10 protein-coding genes, 10 tRNA genes and 2 rRNA genes (1 of these 22 only partly in view) are annotated in these 13,971 nt (G+C 46.3%); 3 read left to right on the top strand and 19 right to left on the bottom strand.

Features of this window, described 5'->3' with window-relative positions; all coding sequences use genetic code 11:
• Nucleotides 1-209: 209 nt before the first annotated feature.
• The 7 genes from ACSQ8P_RS01315 to ACSQ8P_RS01285 all read right to left on the bottom strand — a co-directional run bounded on the left by ACSQ8P_RS01315 (nt 210) and on the right by ACSQ8P_RS01285 (nt 6,798).
• Nucleotides 210-698 carry an acyltransferase gene (locus tag ACSQ8P_RS01315; protein WP_436233553.1) on the bottom strand — a complete coding sequence of 163 codons (489 nt, stop codon included), beginning with the start codon at nt 696-698 and terminating at the stop codon, nt 210-212.
• A complete protein-coding gene (gene ppaX / locus ACSQ8P_RS01310) occupies nt 695-1,354 on the bottom strand; it encodes a pyrophosphatase PpaX (RefSeq protein WP_436233552.1) in 660 nt (219 codons plus the stop codon). The genes ACSQ8P_RS01315 and ppaX overlap by 4 nt, the downstream gene beginning before the upstream one ends.
• The gene (gene lgt, locus ACSQ8P_RS01305; protein ID WP_436233551.1) at nt 1,332-2,306 is read right to left on the bottom strand and encodes a prolipoprotein diacylglyceryl transferase; all 975 of its coding nucleotides are present in this window, start codon (nt 2,304-2,306) and stop codon (nt 1,332-1,334) included. The genes ppaX and lgt overlap by 23 nt, the downstream gene beginning before the upstream one ends.
• Nucleotides 2,307-2,344: 38 nt before the next feature.
• A complete protein-coding gene (gene hprK / locus ACSQ8P_RS01300; protein WP_436233550.1) occupies nt 2,345-3,286 on the bottom strand; it encodes an HPr(Ser) kinase/phosphatase in 942 nt (313 codons plus the stop codon).
• 169 nt (nt 3,287-3,455) lie between these two features.
• Nucleotides 3,456-4,586, bottom strand: coding sequence for an ABC transporter ATP-binding protein (locus tag ACSQ8P_RS01295; RefSeq protein WP_436233549.1), 1,131 nt, complete (start codon nt 4,584-4,586; stop codon nt 3,456-3,458).
• 112 nt (nt 4,587-4,698) lie between these two features.
• Nucleotides 4,699-5,814, bottom strand: a complete 1,116-nt coding sequence (locus ACSQ8P_RS01290; protein ID WP_436233548.1) for a PucR family transcriptional regulator — start codon at nt 5,812-5,814, stop codon at nt 4,699-4,701.
• A gap of 132 nt (nt 5,815-5,946) precedes the next feature.
• On the bottom strand, nt 5,947-6,798 hold the full coding sequence (locus ACSQ8P_RS01285) for an NlpC/P60 family protein (protein WP_436233547.1): 852 nt from the start codon (nt 6,796-6,798) through the stop codon (nt 5,947-5,949).
• A 265-nt stretch (nt 6,799-7,063) separates the two neighbouring features.
• Between ACSQ8P_RS01285 and ACSQ8P_RS01280 the strand changes: the two genes are divergently transcribed.
• From ACSQ8P_RS01280 to ACSQ8P_RS01270, 3 genes are read left to right on the top strand one after another with little or no spacing between them, the layout of a single operon-like run.
• Nucleotides 7,064-7,660, top strand: coding sequence for a gluconate 2-dehydrogenase subunit 3 family protein (locus tag ACSQ8P_RS01280; RefSeq protein ID WP_436233546.1), 597 nt, complete (start codon nt 7,064-7,066; stop codon nt 7,658-7,660).
• The gene (locus ACSQ8P_RS01275) at nt 7,657-9,219 is read left to right on the top strand and encodes a GMC family oxidoreductase (RefSeq protein ID WP_436233545.1); all 1,563 of its coding nucleotides are present in this window, start codon (nt 7,657-7,659) and stop codon (nt 9,217-9,219) included. Before ACSQ8P_RS01280 ends, ACSQ8P_RS01275 begins: the two co-directional genes overlap by 4 nt.
• A 48-nt stretch (nt 9,220-9,267) precedes the next feature.
• Nucleotides 9,268-9,567, top strand: a complete 300-nt coding sequence (locus tag ACSQ8P_RS01270; protein ID WP_310502443.1) for an MTH1187 family thiamine-binding protein — start codon at nt 9,268-9,270, stop codon at nt 9,565-9,567.
• Nucleotides 9,568-9,661: 94 nt separating this feature from the next.
• Here ACSQ8P_RS01270 and ACSQ8P_RS01265 read toward each other — a convergent pair.
• From ACSQ8P_RS01265 to rrf, 12 genes are all read right to left on the bottom strand, one after another.
• Nucleotides 9,662-9,734, bottom strand: a tRNA-Lys gene (locus tag ACSQ8P_RS01265).
• A gap of 10 nt (nt 9,735-9,744) precedes the next feature.
• Nucleotides 9,745-9,826 (bottom strand) — tRNA-Tyr (locus tag ACSQ8P_RS01260).
• Nucleotides 9,827-9,870: 44 nt separating this feature from the next.
• Nucleotides 9,871-9,943: transfer RNA gene (locus ACSQ8P_RS01255), tRNA-Phe, on the bottom strand.
• Nucleotides 9,944-9,986: 43 nt separating this feature from the next.
• Nucleotides 9,987-10,063: transfer RNA gene (locus tag ACSQ8P_RS01250), tRNA-Asp, on the bottom strand.
• Nucleotides 10,064-10,089: 26 nt separating this feature from the next.
• Nucleotides 10,090-10,165: transfer RNA gene (locus ACSQ8P_RS01245), tRNA-Thr, on the bottom strand.
• A gap of 8 nt (nt 10,166-10,173) precedes the next feature.
• Nucleotides 10,174-10,249, bottom strand: a tRNA-Val gene (locus tag ACSQ8P_RS01240).
• Nucleotides 10,250-10,268: 19 nt separating this feature from the next.
• Nucleotides 10,269-10,345, bottom strand: a tRNA-Met gene (locus ACSQ8P_RS01235).
• A gap of 27 nt (nt 10,346-10,372) precedes the next feature.
• A tRNA-Ser gene (locus tag ACSQ8P_RS01230) sits at nt 10,373-10,464 on the bottom strand.
• 78 nt (nt 10,465-10,542) lie between these two features.
• Nucleotides 10,543-13,459, bottom strand: a 23S ribosomal RNA gene (locus ACSQ8P_RS01225).
• 215 nt (nt 13,460-13,674) lie between these two features.
• Nucleotides 13,675-13,750: transfer RNA gene (locus ACSQ8P_RS01220), tRNA-Ala, on the bottom strand.
• Between the two features lie 30 nt (nt 13,751-13,780).
• Nucleotides 13,781-13,857: transfer RNA gene (locus ACSQ8P_RS01215), tRNA-Ile, on the bottom strand.
• A 76-nt stretch (nt 13,858-13,933) separates the two neighbouring features.
• Nucleotides 13,934-13,971 (bottom strand): 5S ribosomal RNA (rrf, locus tag ACSQ8P_RS01210) (it continues 79 nt past the right edge of the window).

Genomic DNA, 13,971 nt, shown 5'->3' with positions numbered 1-13,971 from the left:
TTACTACGATTCCAATGCTGCACTTCATCGACACCTTCCCTTAACCTATAATTTTACTGCGTCTTTACTATTCCCAATAAGTTATTTTAATTAGTCGTTTTCTCGAGATTCTATGAGGGCAAATTGCATGCATGGCTTTCCTCATCACAACCAAAAAATGGACCCAACATCACAACGATGTTAAGTCCACTACATTTATATTTCTTATACTAGGCTGTGCCCGATCGAATAACCTGCATCGGGTTACCTGCCACGAAGCTATTCGGTGCTACATCTTTATGAACGACAGTGCCCGCGCCAATAATCGCATAATCGCCAATCGTCACTCCTGGCAAGATTGTCGTATTAGCTCCAACCATCACATGAGATCCAATACGTACATCACCTAATCGATATTCCTTCGTTAAATACTCATGCGCCAGGATCGTCGTGTTATAGCCAATTATTGTATTGCTCCCAATGTAGATCCGCTCTGGGAAAAACACATCAACCATCACCATCAAGGCAAATGCCGAGTGCTCACCAACCGTCATTCCCAGAACACGACGATATATCCAGTTTTTCAACCGCAACGATGGCGAATAACGGGTAATTTGAATAAAAACGAAATTTCGCATGGCCTTCCACTTACTCACCGTTTGGTAAATTTGCCATAGCGCATTCGGGCCGTCTACTGGATACTTCTCTGTTTGCCTCAATCTGCCTTCACATCCGACGATATCCCCACTAACGGCAACAGGTCAAACATATCATCGACAATATGGTCCGGGTTGTACTGCTCTAAATATGAGCGCCCCTTCCAGGACCAGGATACACCGACAGAAGTAACTCCTGCATTTTGAGCAGCCTCAATATCATAATGACTATCGCCTACCATCATTGCTTCTTCAGCTGAGCTGCCTAGCTCTTTAAGCGCTGCAAAGATACCCTCAGGACTCGGCTTTGGCTCTTTTACATCATCCACTGTTACAATAACGCTGACGTAATCATCTAACCCGCAAAGTTTAAGTCCCATCAATGTGGTAATTCTGATTTTACTTGTTACGATACCGATTTTGATACCTTTTTCGTGAAGCTTCGCCATCACCGTACGTACGTTCGGAAATTCCTGCACAAGCTCATCATGTTTAGCAAGGTTGAACGTACGATACTTACTAATGAGCGCTTCAACTTCTTTCTTGCCTGTAAAAAACTCCATTTGCTCTACTAACGGCCGCCCCATATTAGGAATAATAAGCTCCCGACTAATAGGTTCCGGTGTTTCGCCTTCCAAGCTATGCAAGAACGATTGCACAATCAACTCATTCGTGTCTACAATCGTGCCATCCAAATCAAATAGTACGGTTTGAATCATAGTTGACTCCTTTATCTGTCTCTTCTTCTTTGACTACTTTGTTCTTATCAAGCGCCAGCGTAGATACAATCGGATCCGAGTAACGTTCATTGGCAAAGCCTTTTTTCCTTCTAATGATAATCATGATCACAGCCGCAATGACAATCAGCAGTGCAAGCAGTTGGGAGAATCGAATATTCCCTCCATACGTCAATACGCCTGGTTCAAACACGACTTTCATAGGTGACCATAACGCATTCATCAATGAAGCTAACCAACCTGGCCCCGTGATGTCCAAGCTATCCGTACGGATCCCTTCAATGAAGAAACGACCGATCGAATACCAGATGAAATAACTTAGAAATAGCTCTCCTGCCCGTAAAAACGGCCTACGACGAAGCCAGAACAACACCAGCAGTCCTACAAAACTCCATATCGATTCATAGAGAAACGCAGGGTGGTAGAATGTCCCCTCAATATTCATTTGATTCACAATAAAATTTGGTAAATGCAAGCTATCTCTCAAAAACGACTCTTCTACCGGACCACCGTGAGCTTCCTGATTCATGAAATTGCCCCAACGACCAATCGCTTGTCCAACAATTAAACCTGGCGCAAGAATATCAGCAATTCGAAAAAAGTTGTATCCTTTGGCACGAATATAGAATGAAGTACCGATAATAGCCCCGATTAGAGCGCCATAAATTGCAATCCCACCGTGCCATATCATAAATACTTCCCATAAATTATCCTTATAATCTGCCCATTGGAAAGCTACATAATAAATTCTAGCCCCAATAATGGCAGAAGGAACCCCAATTAACAATAAATCCATGAAGAAGTCAGGTACGATTTTGAATCGTTTCCCTTCCCTGATTGCCAACATTAAACCGATCAATGCGGCTGTTCCTAAAATAATGCCATACCACCTTACATGAATCGGCCCTAAGGAGAACGCAATACTTTCTAACATAGTTCCACTCCTTTATTTGGTGAACTTTACGTCGGTTCTCAATCAAAATCCTCAAAATCTTCATTTAACGATTCTGTCAGCTTATTCGTAAACTGCAGCGCCGCGTTATAACCCATACGCTTTAATCGATAATTCATCGCAGCAACCTCAACAATGACGGCTAAGTTTCGACCTGGTCTAACAGGTATCGTAACTAGAGGCAGATCGGTATCGATAATCCGCGTTAGCTCCTCATCTAAGCCTAAACGATCATATTGCTTTTCTTGCTGCCAATTTTCCAATTTCACAACAACCGAAATTTTCTTCACATTACGGATCGCCCCTGCACCGAATAGCGTCATGACATTAATGATACCTACGCCGCGGATTTCAAGTAAATGACGAATCAACTCTGGGGCATTACCTGTTAATACTTTATCACCATTTTGCCTAATTTCTACTGCATCATCCGCAATCAGTCGATGCCCTCGTTTCACAAGCTCAAGCGCGGTTTCACTTTTTCCGATTCCACTGCTACCGGTAATCAACATACCTACCCCGTAGACATCAACAAGTACACCATGGATCGTCGTGCTGGGAGCAAGCTTATTTTCAAGAAAGCCCGTTAATCGACTTGCAAAAATCGTCGTTGAAAGCTGCGTCCTCAGCACCGGCAAATCACGCTTTGTCGCCTCTTCGAGCAATTCAACCGGAACATCCAGTCCTCGCGTTACAATAATACACGGCGTTTCCTCAGGGGCACAAAGCTGCTCAACCCGATTTCTCCGGACACCCGTCGTCAACATCTCTATAAACGTAATCTCAGTTTTACCAAGCATCTGAATTCGCTCTTTGGGATGGTAATTGAAATATCCGGCCATTTCAAGACCAGGACGATACAGATCACCAGTTGTTATCGGACGCTTCAGTCCACCCTCTCCTGCTAACACTTCCATATGTAGCTGTTCCATCATTTCGGAAACCTTTACCTTTTTGGCCATTGTCCTAACTCCTCCGAATTTGCTTATGTACCATATGCTTCCCTTGTTGCACGCAGGCTTCCAATAGTTTCATCGTAATGGAATACCTAATTGAAATCAACTACTGTGTTCATGAACCTGGAAATATACAAAAAAACCAGCCGATAACGGCTGGCCTTTCAGTACAATCCTATAGGTTTGGGTTAACCAAAATGGAAAGTGTTGATTCTTTATCGAAGAAATGAACTTTGTTCATGTCTAGTGCCAATTTAACGTTAGTACCTTCTTTGATTCCGGAACGACCGTCAACACGCGCGATTACTGTGTTAGCGCCGATACCGTTCAAGTACAAGTACATTTCGTGACCCAAGTTCTCAGTCAATTCAACGTTAACGTTGAATACTGTTTTCGGGGAAGCTTCCAAGAATACTGGCTCTTCGTGAATATCTTCTGGACGAACTCCCAGAATCACTTCTTTGCCAACAAATCCTTTGTCTTTTAGAACTTGTGCTTTACCAGCTGGAACTTCAACATTGACAGTACCTGCTTTGAAGAATACACCGCCACCTTCAGATACCAATGTTCCGGACATGAAGTTCATGGATGGAGATCCGATGAAGCCTGCAACGAACATGTTCACTGGGAAGTTGTAGATTTCTTCTGGTGTAGCAGCTTGTTGAATAATACCTTTATCCATAACAACGATACGATCACCCATTGTCATAGCTTCGATTTGGTCATGCGTTACGTAGATTGTTGTAACACCAAGACGTTTTGTAAGTTTTGTGATTTCCGCACGCATTTGTACACGAAGTTTCGCATCCAAGTTGGAAAGCGGCTCATCCATTAAGAATACTTGTGGCTCACGAACAATCGCACGACCCAAGGCAACACGTTGACGTTGACCACCAGAAAGTGCTTTTGGCTTACGATCAAGCAAGTGAACGATATCTAGAATTTTCGCTGCTTCGCGAACGCGAGCATCGATATCAGCTTTTTTGAATTTACGAAGTTTCAATCCGAATGCCATGTTTTGATAAACAGTCATATGCGGATAAAGAGCGTAGGATTGGAATACCATCGCGATATCGCGATCTTTTGGAGCTACGTCATTTACAAGGCGGTCTCCGATGTAAAGTTCACCTTCAGTGATTTCCTCTAAACCTGCGATCATACGAAGAGTTGTGGATTTTCCGCAACCGGATGCACCAACAAGAACTACGAACTCTTTGTCAGCAACTTCAAGGTGGAAATCTTTAACTGTTGATTCTTCTGCACCAGAATATCTTTTAACGATATGATTTAAACGTACGCCTGCCATGATTTCATTCCCCCTACAATTTATCGTTCAAATGCTTTATTTATCAACATTTCTATATACACATCTTACCCTACGAACGGCGGACTGACTATGCACAATCCCTACAAAAAAATCACTTTCTTTTCGTTACTTTGTACAATAGCAAGGCCAGTCGTACCAAAACTGCATGATTAAACGTTCTAACATCCAGTCCCGTCTCGTTCTTGAACTTGTCCAACCGATAAAGCAGTGTATTGCGATGAATATAAAGTTTCTTCGCCGTTTCACTAACATTGCAGTCTAGTGTAAAGAAATGCTCCAGCGTCGTTACCGTCTCGCTATCCAGCACATGATCCGTGCCGCGGAGCACCTGCTCGAGGAAATCGGTTTTCTCCTCTTCCTCTATAAGGTGCAGCAGCTTCTCAAGACGAAGCTCCCAACGCAGATGAATAAAGCTGCCTACATGGAAGGATCGGCCCAGCATAATGGTCTCACGCAGCTTAAGCACGGTAGCAAACATAGACTTCGCCGGTTTCACAGGGAAATCAATCGCTAGATGGCATTCGCCTACCCATTCATTTGCTAACATCTCATACAAGCCTGAGCCTAGTGCATCAAGGGTTTGCTCAACACTTTCTTCCTCGTCCCCATCACGTTCTTCGCTGCCGCTAGTAATAAGAACCTCTGGCGCAAGGATTAACCATTCTTTTTCCAGTAAAGGAATCAGAATAATCTCCGCTTCAAAAAAAGATTCCAACAGCTTCTTAAGCTCCGTATAGGAGACACGCTGGTTCTGAGGATAGTCCCCATACAACAATAGGGGGATTTTGGTTGAATACAACGATGACTGTGAAGCAAGCGCATCAGGAAGCTCTGCGTGGCCTGTACCGCGTTCCATTTGCTGCAGCAGCCAATCTCTTAATTGATTCGACTTTCTTTCATCTTCCGACAGATAAGAGCCGAATTGCTTCTTCTCCACAGTTTGTTTAGATTCAATCGTAAGTTCGATGAGTTTGCGTTCTGATATAGACAACTTACTCCCATCTATCTTCAGGACACGAACTTCTTTATGCTCCTGTGAAATGAAGAAAAGAACTTCCTGTCCTCGGATCACACTACGACTAAATGCTTCTTGACCTTCTCCCTGATCCTCCACAAGCTGGTGCCATTCGGAATCCGGTATCAGGCTTATCTGTATTGGCGACTGTAAAACCGCTTCCAATCGCTCTTTGACATGCTCCCAAATCATCTGCCTTCACTCCTTATTACCTATAGCATCTTCTATATTTATCTCTCTATTGTACCATATGTCTGCCTATTCCTGTGAATCGTAAGGAACCCTCCTGTCATAATTGACAAGAGGGTCTACATTAAAGAGGTTCTACTTGATTACGCGGCGAGCAGTTACGTAGTGATCTGCCCACCATTCTTTATTAATCGAGGTGAATTTGACACCACCTTCACCATACGTATGAATCATCATGCCGTTACCAACATAAATACCGACATGTCCAATTTTTTTACCGGAATCAGGCGTTGTAAAGAAAACCAAGTCTCCTGTTTGTAAATTGCTTTTACTAACGAAAGTGCCTTCCTTAGCCTGATCGCGAGAAACACGTGGCAGTGTAATCCCGTAGTCAGCAAACACAGTTTTTGTAAAAGAAGAACAATCCATTGTTTTGGTTTGCCCATATTTTGCACCAAATACGTAGGGAGTTCCAAGATATTTCTGAGCAGTTAGGATCAACTCGGCTTTCAAACGATCCTTCGCTGAAAGAATACTTCTTCCGCCAATAAAGCTGCCCTTAAGCTCACTTACCTTGCGAGTGACGACTTCGTCTTTGCTCTGGGATGCCATGACCATTTTACCTTGGCCCACATAGATCCCAGCAAACGTTGGCTTTGAACCACTACCAAAGAACAAGACGTCACCTGGCTCAGCTTTATCTATTTTCGTGATTTTCGTTGATTTCATGTTGAATTGACCTGCTAAAGTTCTAGGTACTGTGTAATTTAACGTTTCATAGACATAATAGATCAGTCCTGATGAATCAAATCCTGCAGATGGTGTTTCGTCACTTTTGGAGTAGTCTACGCCAACCAACTTTTTGGCCAAAGAAACGGCATCCATATCATCATTTGCGGCATAAGCAGAAACAGCAGTTGTTGCTGATAATGCGATCGTGATCGCAGCAGTTATTCCTAGCGTGCGGTGTGCAAGAATCTTAAACATTGTATTTCCTCCTGTACGTGCTCTCTTAGGTGAATTGGTTAAAATGGAAAACTTCTCAGTTACTACAACAAGATTACCATGGTAATGAAAAGACTTTCATTCCTAAAATATTTCCTAACATCCATTACTTTGGCATTGGTGCCAATTCCTTCATTCCTTGAAAAATACAACTTCATAGGTGCCATCCTCATATTCTTCGTGAATTTGGAAATAATTGTAGTAGCACTTTTTGGTTTTATTCTCGTTAACTGTGGAGGTGACAAGCATGAAAGATCATAATCATTATCCAACCTATGATGTCATGGAAGAGAGTAGTGAATGGGATTTACACACGAGATCTATTGTGAAAGCTCGACTTATTCGTGAACACTCATACGGATATGTAACAGTCATTGAGGCAGAAACGCTTCGTGCTTGGTGTTCGCTTCTTATGGACGATCATCGCGGAGAAATCATTCAATACGTCATTAACCATGTCGATCAGGTATTATCTGAAAATATAGGCGAAGGACAACGGGAAGTGGGCACACCTCCGATTCGACTACTTTTACGTCAAGGACTCAAAGCGATTGATGAAACGGGATGGTTGGCGAACAGTCAGCCATTCTTTGAGTTAGATGAAATGAACCAACGAAGCATTATGCTTCAAATTAACAATGATAGCTATCCACCTACAAAAAATTGGGATGGCATTCCCCAAAAAATCTTATTTCAGAAACTTTTTCAACTCAGCATTGAAGCCTACTATGCTCATCCTTTGGTTTGGTCTGAAATTGGGTTTGGAGGACCTGCTTATCCTCGTGGATATACCCTCCATAGTCCTGACCAACTAGAGTCCTGGGAGGCTGCGAAACGATCATGAAGTGGCGTTATGAAGATGAAACCGTAGACATTGTCATCGTAGGGGCAGGTGCTGCTGGAGGCGTTCTAGCCAAAGAACTCAGCGAAGCCGGACTCGGAGTGGTTGTAATTGATGCGGGGCCCTGGCGCAATCCTGAGAAGGATTTTGCAAGTGATGAACTCAGTATGAAGCGCCTAGCTTGGGAGGATACACGCCTCGTTGATGCTCCCCTGCCATTCGTTACTGGAAAGCATCTATCTGGAAAAGGGATTGGCGGTGGCACCCAGAACTTTACGGGCGTTTTTCTGCGATTTCATGAATCTGATTTCAAAACGAAGGCCATTGATGGCGTTGGAGAAGATTGGCCGATTCATTACAAAGACTTGGAGCCGTACTATACGAGAATCGAAAAAGAAATCTCCGTATCAGGCCCGAAGCATTTCCCTTGGGGAAACTTTCAGGGGCCCTATCCTTTTCCAGAGCTTGATTCCCTAAGCCCCAATGCCGTCTTATTTCACAAAGGTTGCAAATCCCTTGGTATTCAATCAGCGCCTACACCATTAGCGATCCTATCTACGCCTTTGGAAGGGCGTTCTGCCTGCACGAATCGTGGTTTCTGCCTTCAAGGCTGCATGCCTAATGCAAAATTTAGCACATTGACCGTACATATCCCTAAAGCCGTTCAAGCTGGAGCAGAGATTCTAGCAGACTGCAGAGTCACTCAAATCGAAGTTAATGATTATGGACATGCTTGCGGGGTTCTCTTCGTTCACGAAGGCACAACCTATCGGCAACGGGCCAAAACCGTTATCCTCTGCTCACATGTGGTTGAAACACCTCGTTTGCTTCTGCACTCCGCCACACCACAGTTCCCCGATGGATTAGCCAATTCCAGCGGATGGGTAGGCAGAGCGATTATGACGCATAGCAGCAACGACGTTTATGCCAAATTTGAAGAGGAAGTCCGATTGTACAAAGGAACACCTGTGCTCGCATCTACCCAAGATTTCTATGAGACAGATCCACGCAGAGGCTTTGTCCGCGGGTATACCATTCACTCTCACGGTTCACGGCCTATTGAGATGGCAGAAGGCATTCGCAAGGCCACTGAGGCTCCGTTATGGGGCTCGTCCTTCAGACAAGTTATGGAGGATTACAACTTCTATGGTCGTCTCAAAATGGTCGGAGAGGTACTCCCTAACTGGAACAATCACGTAGCATTATCTGATGAAAAAGATGAATATGGCATACCTATGGCTTCCTTAGCCTTCAATTACTGCGATAACGATCTCAAGCTCCTTAATCATGCTGTTGAAAATATGAAGTTGATCCTCCGCGCCGCTGGTGGGGAAATCTCCTATGTCGTTCCAGATACCCAACATCTAATGGGTGGTTGCCGGATGGGCAATGACCCCGAGACATCGGTGGTGAACTCCTATGGTCAAAGTCATGACATACCGAACCTTTTCATATGCGATGCTAGCTTATTCGTCACCTCTAGTGGAGGCAATCCTACGCTTACCGTAATGGCCTTAGCAGCACGAACAGCGGATTACATCATTGACCTAGCAAGCTCCTGATTGTTATCCTTAACTGCAAGTACACGAAAGGAAGGAGCCTGTGTCCCTATGGCAATAGCTGAATTCACCATCATCCCCATCGGAACAGCCACAACCAGCCTGAGTGGCTATGTTGCTGACCTCCATAAAGAATTAGAGCGACATACTGATATCCGCTTTCAAATGACACCCATGGGTACCATCCTGGAAGGCCCCCTAGACCGTTTATTCGAGGTCATCCGTGCTGTCCACGAGGTTCCCTTCTTGCATGGAGCTGCGCGTGTTTCCACGTCCATCAAAATCGATGATCGCCGCGACAAGCCCGCCTCGATGGAACAAAAAATGCAGTCTGTCGCAGACAAGCTCTGAACAGCAAAAAAAGCATCCTATCGCAGGATGCTTTTCTCTATATATAATGGAAACAAAAAAAGACCCTACGGTCTTGAACGTTTGCTTATAAAAGTGAGTCATGTAGGATTCGAACCTACGACACCCTGATTAAAAGTCAGGTGCTCTACCAACTGAGCTAATGACTCGTAGGGAAAATGGAGGCTGATGGATTCGAACCACCGAACTCGAAGAGAGCAGATTTACAGTCTGCCGTGTTTAGCCACTTCACTAAGCCTCCAGATACGAGATACCCGTACTGCCAAAGCAATACAACCATCTCAATGGCTTTGGACGGAATCGAACCGCCGACACGAGGATTTTCAGTCCTCTGCTCTACCGACTGAGCTACAAAGCCAAATGATTATTTATAGCATGTCCTACATTAATTGTAAAAGAAATGGCGGAGCTGACGGGATTCGAACCCGCGGTCTCCTGCGTGACAGGCAGGCATGTTAGGCCACTACACCACAGCTCCATGCTACAAAAGGTTTACCATAAAAATGGTGCCGTCGAGAGGACTTGAACCCCCAACCTACTGATTACAAGTCAGTTGCTCTACCAGTTGAGCTACAACGGCGTAAAATATGGTGGAGGCTGACGGGATCGAACCGCCGACCCTCTGCTTGTAAGGCAGATGCTCTCCCAGCTGAGCTAAGCCTCCATCTGGTGTTTTGGTTTTATGGTAGCGGCAGAGGGGCTCGAACCCCCGACCTTACGGGTATGAACCGTACGCTCTAGCCAGCTGAGCTACGCCGCCACATAAAAGTGTATATATATTTGGAACTGGCGGAGAGAGAGGGATTCGAACCCTCGCACCACTTACGCAGTCTAACCCCTTAGCAGAGGGTCCCCTTATAGCCACTTGGGTATCTCTCCAAGATATATATACGATTCAGGAATAGTATTCCCTGAAAACTAGATACGAAACTCACGTAAAGTATTTACTTAGGAATTTTGGTTAAGCCCTCGACCGATTAGTATTCGTCAGCTGCATACGTTGCCGCACTTCCACCTCGAACCTATCAACCTCGTCGTCTACAAGGGGTCTTACATACTGGGAAATCTCATCTTGAGGGGGGCTTCGCGCTTAGATGCTTTCAGCGCTTATCCCCTCCGTACATAGCTACCCAGCGATGCCTCTGGCGAGACAACTGGTACACCAGCGGTACGTCCATCCCGGTCCTCTCGTACTAAGGACAGCTCCTCTCAAATTTCCTACGCCCGCGACAGATAGGGACCGAACTGTCTCACGACGTTCTGAACCCAGCTCGCGTACCGCTTTAATGGGCGAACAGCCCAACCCTTGGGACCTACTTCAGCCCCAGGATGCGATGAGCCGACATCGAGGTGCCAAACCTCCCCGTCGATGTGGACTCTTGGGGGAGATAAGCCTGTTATCCCCAGGGTAGCTTTTATCCGTTGAGCGATGGCCCTTCCATTCGGTACCACCGGATCACTAAGTCCGACTTTCGTCCCTGCTCGACTTGTAGGTCTCGCAGTCAAGCTCCCTTATGCCTTTGCACTCTGCGAATGATTTCCAACCATTCTGAGGGAACCTTTAAACGCCTCCGTTACATTTTAGGAGGCGACCGCCCCAGTCAAACTGCCCACCTGACACTGTCCCCATACCGGATCACGGTACTAGGTTAGAACTCCGATACGATCAGGGTGGTATCCCAACGGCGCCTCCACCCAAGCTGGCGCTCAGGCTTCAAAGGCTCCCACCTATCCTGTACAGATCGTACCAAAGTCCAATATCAAGCTGCAGTAAAGCTCCATGGGGTCTTTCCGTCTTGTCGCGGGTAACCTGCATCTTCACAGGTATTAAAATTTCACCGGATCTCTCGTTGAGACAGCGCCCAAGTCGTTACGCCATTCGTGCGGGTCAGAATTTACCTGACAAGGAATTTCGCTACCTTAGGACCGTTATAGTTACGGCCGCCGTTTACTGGGGCTTCAATTCATAGCTTCGGGGTTGCCCCCTAACCACTCCTCTTAACCTTCCAGCACCGGGCAGGCGTCAGCCCGTATACTTCGCCTTGCGGCTTCGCACAGACCTGTGTTTTTGCTAAACAGTCGCTTGGGCCTTTTCACTGCGGCCCCCTCGGGCTATTCACCCTACCGAGGCACCCCTTCTCCCGAAGTTACGGGGTCATTTTGCCGAGTTCCTTAACGAGAGTTCTTCCGCGCGCCTTAGAATTCTCTTCTCACCCACCTGTGTCGGTTTGCGGTACGGGCACCTTCGCCTGGCTAGAAGCTTTTCTTGGCAGTGTGAACTCATGACCTTCGGTACTTAAATTTCCCTCCCCATCACAGCCCAGCCTTACGGTTAGCGGATTTGCCTACTAACCAGCCTCACTGCTTGGACGAGCATCCATCAGCTCGCGTCACTATCCTTCTGCGTCACTCCATTGCTCATAACGGCTACGGTGGTACAGGAATTTCCACCTGTTGTCCATCGACTACGCCTTTCGGCCTCGCCTTAGGTCCCGACTTACCCTGAGCGGACGAGCCTTCCTCAGGAACCCTTAGGTTTTCGGCGGATCAGATTCTCACTGATCTTTTCGTTACTTATACCGGCATTCTCACTTGTATGCGCTCCACCTGTCCTTACGGTCAGAATTCAACGTACATACAACGCTCCCCTACCCATGCACATACGTGCAAGCCATAGCTTCGGTGGCGTGTTTAGCCCCGTTACATTTTCGGCGCAGAGTCACTCGACCAGTGAGCTATTACGCACTCTTTCAATGGTGGCTGCTTCTAAGCCAACATCCTGGTTGTCTGTGCAACTCCACATCCTTTCCCACTTAACACACACTTGGGGACCTTAGCTGATGGTCTGGGCTGTTTCCCTTTTGACAATGGATCTTAGCACTCACTGTCTGACTCCCGGATTTAAGTTTGTGGCATTCAGAGTTTGACTGGACTTGGTAACCCTTGGCGGGCCCCGCACCCAATCAGTGCTTTACCTCCACAACTCAACATCCGAGGCTAGCCCTAAAGCTATTTCGGGGAGAACCAGCTATCTCCGAGTTCGATTGGAATTTCTCCGCTACCCCCACCTCATCCCCGAATTTTTCAACATTCGTGGGTTCGGGCCTCCAGTGAGTGTTACCTCACCTTCACCCTGGACAGGGGTAGATCACACGGTTTCGGGTCTACGTCCACGTACTAAAGCGCCCTATTCAGACTCGCTTTCGCTGCGGCTCCGTCTTTTCAACTTAACCTCGCACGGGAACGTAACTCGCCGGTTCATTCTACAAAAGGCACGCCATCACCCATATAGAGGGCTCTGACTTTTTGTAAGCACACGGTTTCAGGTTCTTTTTCACTCCGCTTCCGCGGTGCTTTTCACCTTTCCCTCACGGTACTGCTTCACTATCGGTCACTAGGGAGTATTTAGCCTTGGCAGATGGTCCTGCCGGATTCCGACGGGGTTTCACGTGACCCGCCGTACTCAGGATACCTCTAGGGGATTCGTTCAGTTTGGGCTACAGGGCTTTTACCTTCTATGCCGGACCTTTCCAGATCACTTCGCCTACCAAACTAACCCCATATCGAGGTCCTACAACCCCAAGGAGCAAGCTCCTTGGTTTGGGCTATTCCGCTTTCGCTCGCCGCTACTGACGGAATCACTTTTGTTTTCTTTTCCTCCAGGTACTTAGATGTTTCAGTTCCCTGGGTCTGCCTCCAATGTAGCTATGTATTCACTACATGGTAACTGCGCATTACCACAGCTGGGTTCCCCCATTCGGACATCCCCGGATCAAAGCCTGCTTACGGCTCCCCGAGGCATTTCGTCGTTCGCCACGTCCTTCTTCGGCTCCTAGTGCCTAGGCATCCTCCGTGTGCTCTTTCTAGCTTAACCTAGAAAAAAACATTTAAAGATTTTGCAAGATCCGAAGATCAAGCAACCTAAGTTCTTACTTTACATTTTGTTTCGTTATCTAGTTTTCAAGGAACAACGTATTTCTGTGATTCCATTATCTTCGCCCTATTTCAGCGGCGAAAGTTATTTTATCACATCTCATCACTGCATTTCAAGTCGAAATTTCTTGGAAATTCCTGTCTTAAAATGTGTTTTGGTGGAGCCAAGCGGGATCGAACCGCTGACCTCCTGCTTGCAAGGCAGGCGCTCTCCCAGCTGAGCTATGGCCCCGTAATTGGGATACTTCACTATGAAGTTAAATGGTGGGCCCTAGTGGACTCGAACCACCGACCTCACCCTTATCAGGGGTGCGCTCTAACCAGCTGAGCTAAGGGCCCGTATAGGGAAACTTTCCATAATAAAAACCCACCTACAAGCTTTCGAAGCTTTCTCCGAAAGCTTGCCATGGGTATCGCTTGGCAACGTTCTACTCTCCCAGAACCCTGCGGTTC

It is taken from the genome of Paenibacillus sp. LjRoot153 (assembly GCF_964253085.1).
Lineage (GTDB): Bacteria > Bacillota > Bacilli > Paenibacillales > NBRC-103111 > Paenibacillus_E.
The sequence above is the reverse complement of the archived record's forward strand: the minus strand, read 5'-3'. Positions and strand labels throughout refer to the sequence as shown.

Bases quoted from the DNA above. Each gene is read 5' to 3' on its own strand.
- ppaX (WP_436233552.1), bottom strand. From the start codon at position 1,354: ATGATTCAAACCGTACTATTTGATTTGGATGGCACGATTGTAGACACG.
- lgt (WP_436233551.1), bottom strand. From the start codon at position 2,306: ATGTTAGAAAGTATTGCGTTCTCCTTAGGGCCGATTCATGTAAGGTGG.
- hprK (WP_436233550.1), bottom strand. From the start codon at position 3,286: ATGGCCAAAAAGGTAAAGGTTTCCGAAATGATGGAACAGCTACATATG.
- ACSQ8P_RS01295 (WP_436233549.1), bottom strand. From the start codon at position 4,586: ATGGCAGGCGTACGTTTAAATCATATCGTTAAAAGATATTCTGGTGCA.
- ACSQ8P_RS01290 (WP_436233548.1), bottom strand. From the start codon at position 5,814: ATGATTTGGGAGCATGTCAAAGAGCGATTGGAAGCGGTTTTACAGTCG.
- ACSQ8P_RS01285 (WP_436233547.1), bottom strand. From the start codon at position 6,798: ATGTTTAAGATTCTTGCACACCGCACGCTAGGAATAACTGCTGCGATC.
- ACSQ8P_RS01280 (WP_436233546.1), top strand. From the start codon at position 7,064: ATGAAAGATCATAATCATTATCCAACCTATGATGTCATGGAAGAGAGT.
- ACSQ8P_RS01275 (WP_436233545.1), top strand. From the start codon at position 7,657: ATGAAGTGGCGTTATGAAGATGAAACCGTAGACATTGTCATCGTAGGG.
- ACSQ8P_RS01270 (WP_310502443.1), top strand. From the start codon at position 9,268: ATGGCAATAGCTGAATTCACCATCATCCCCATCGGAACAGCCACAACC.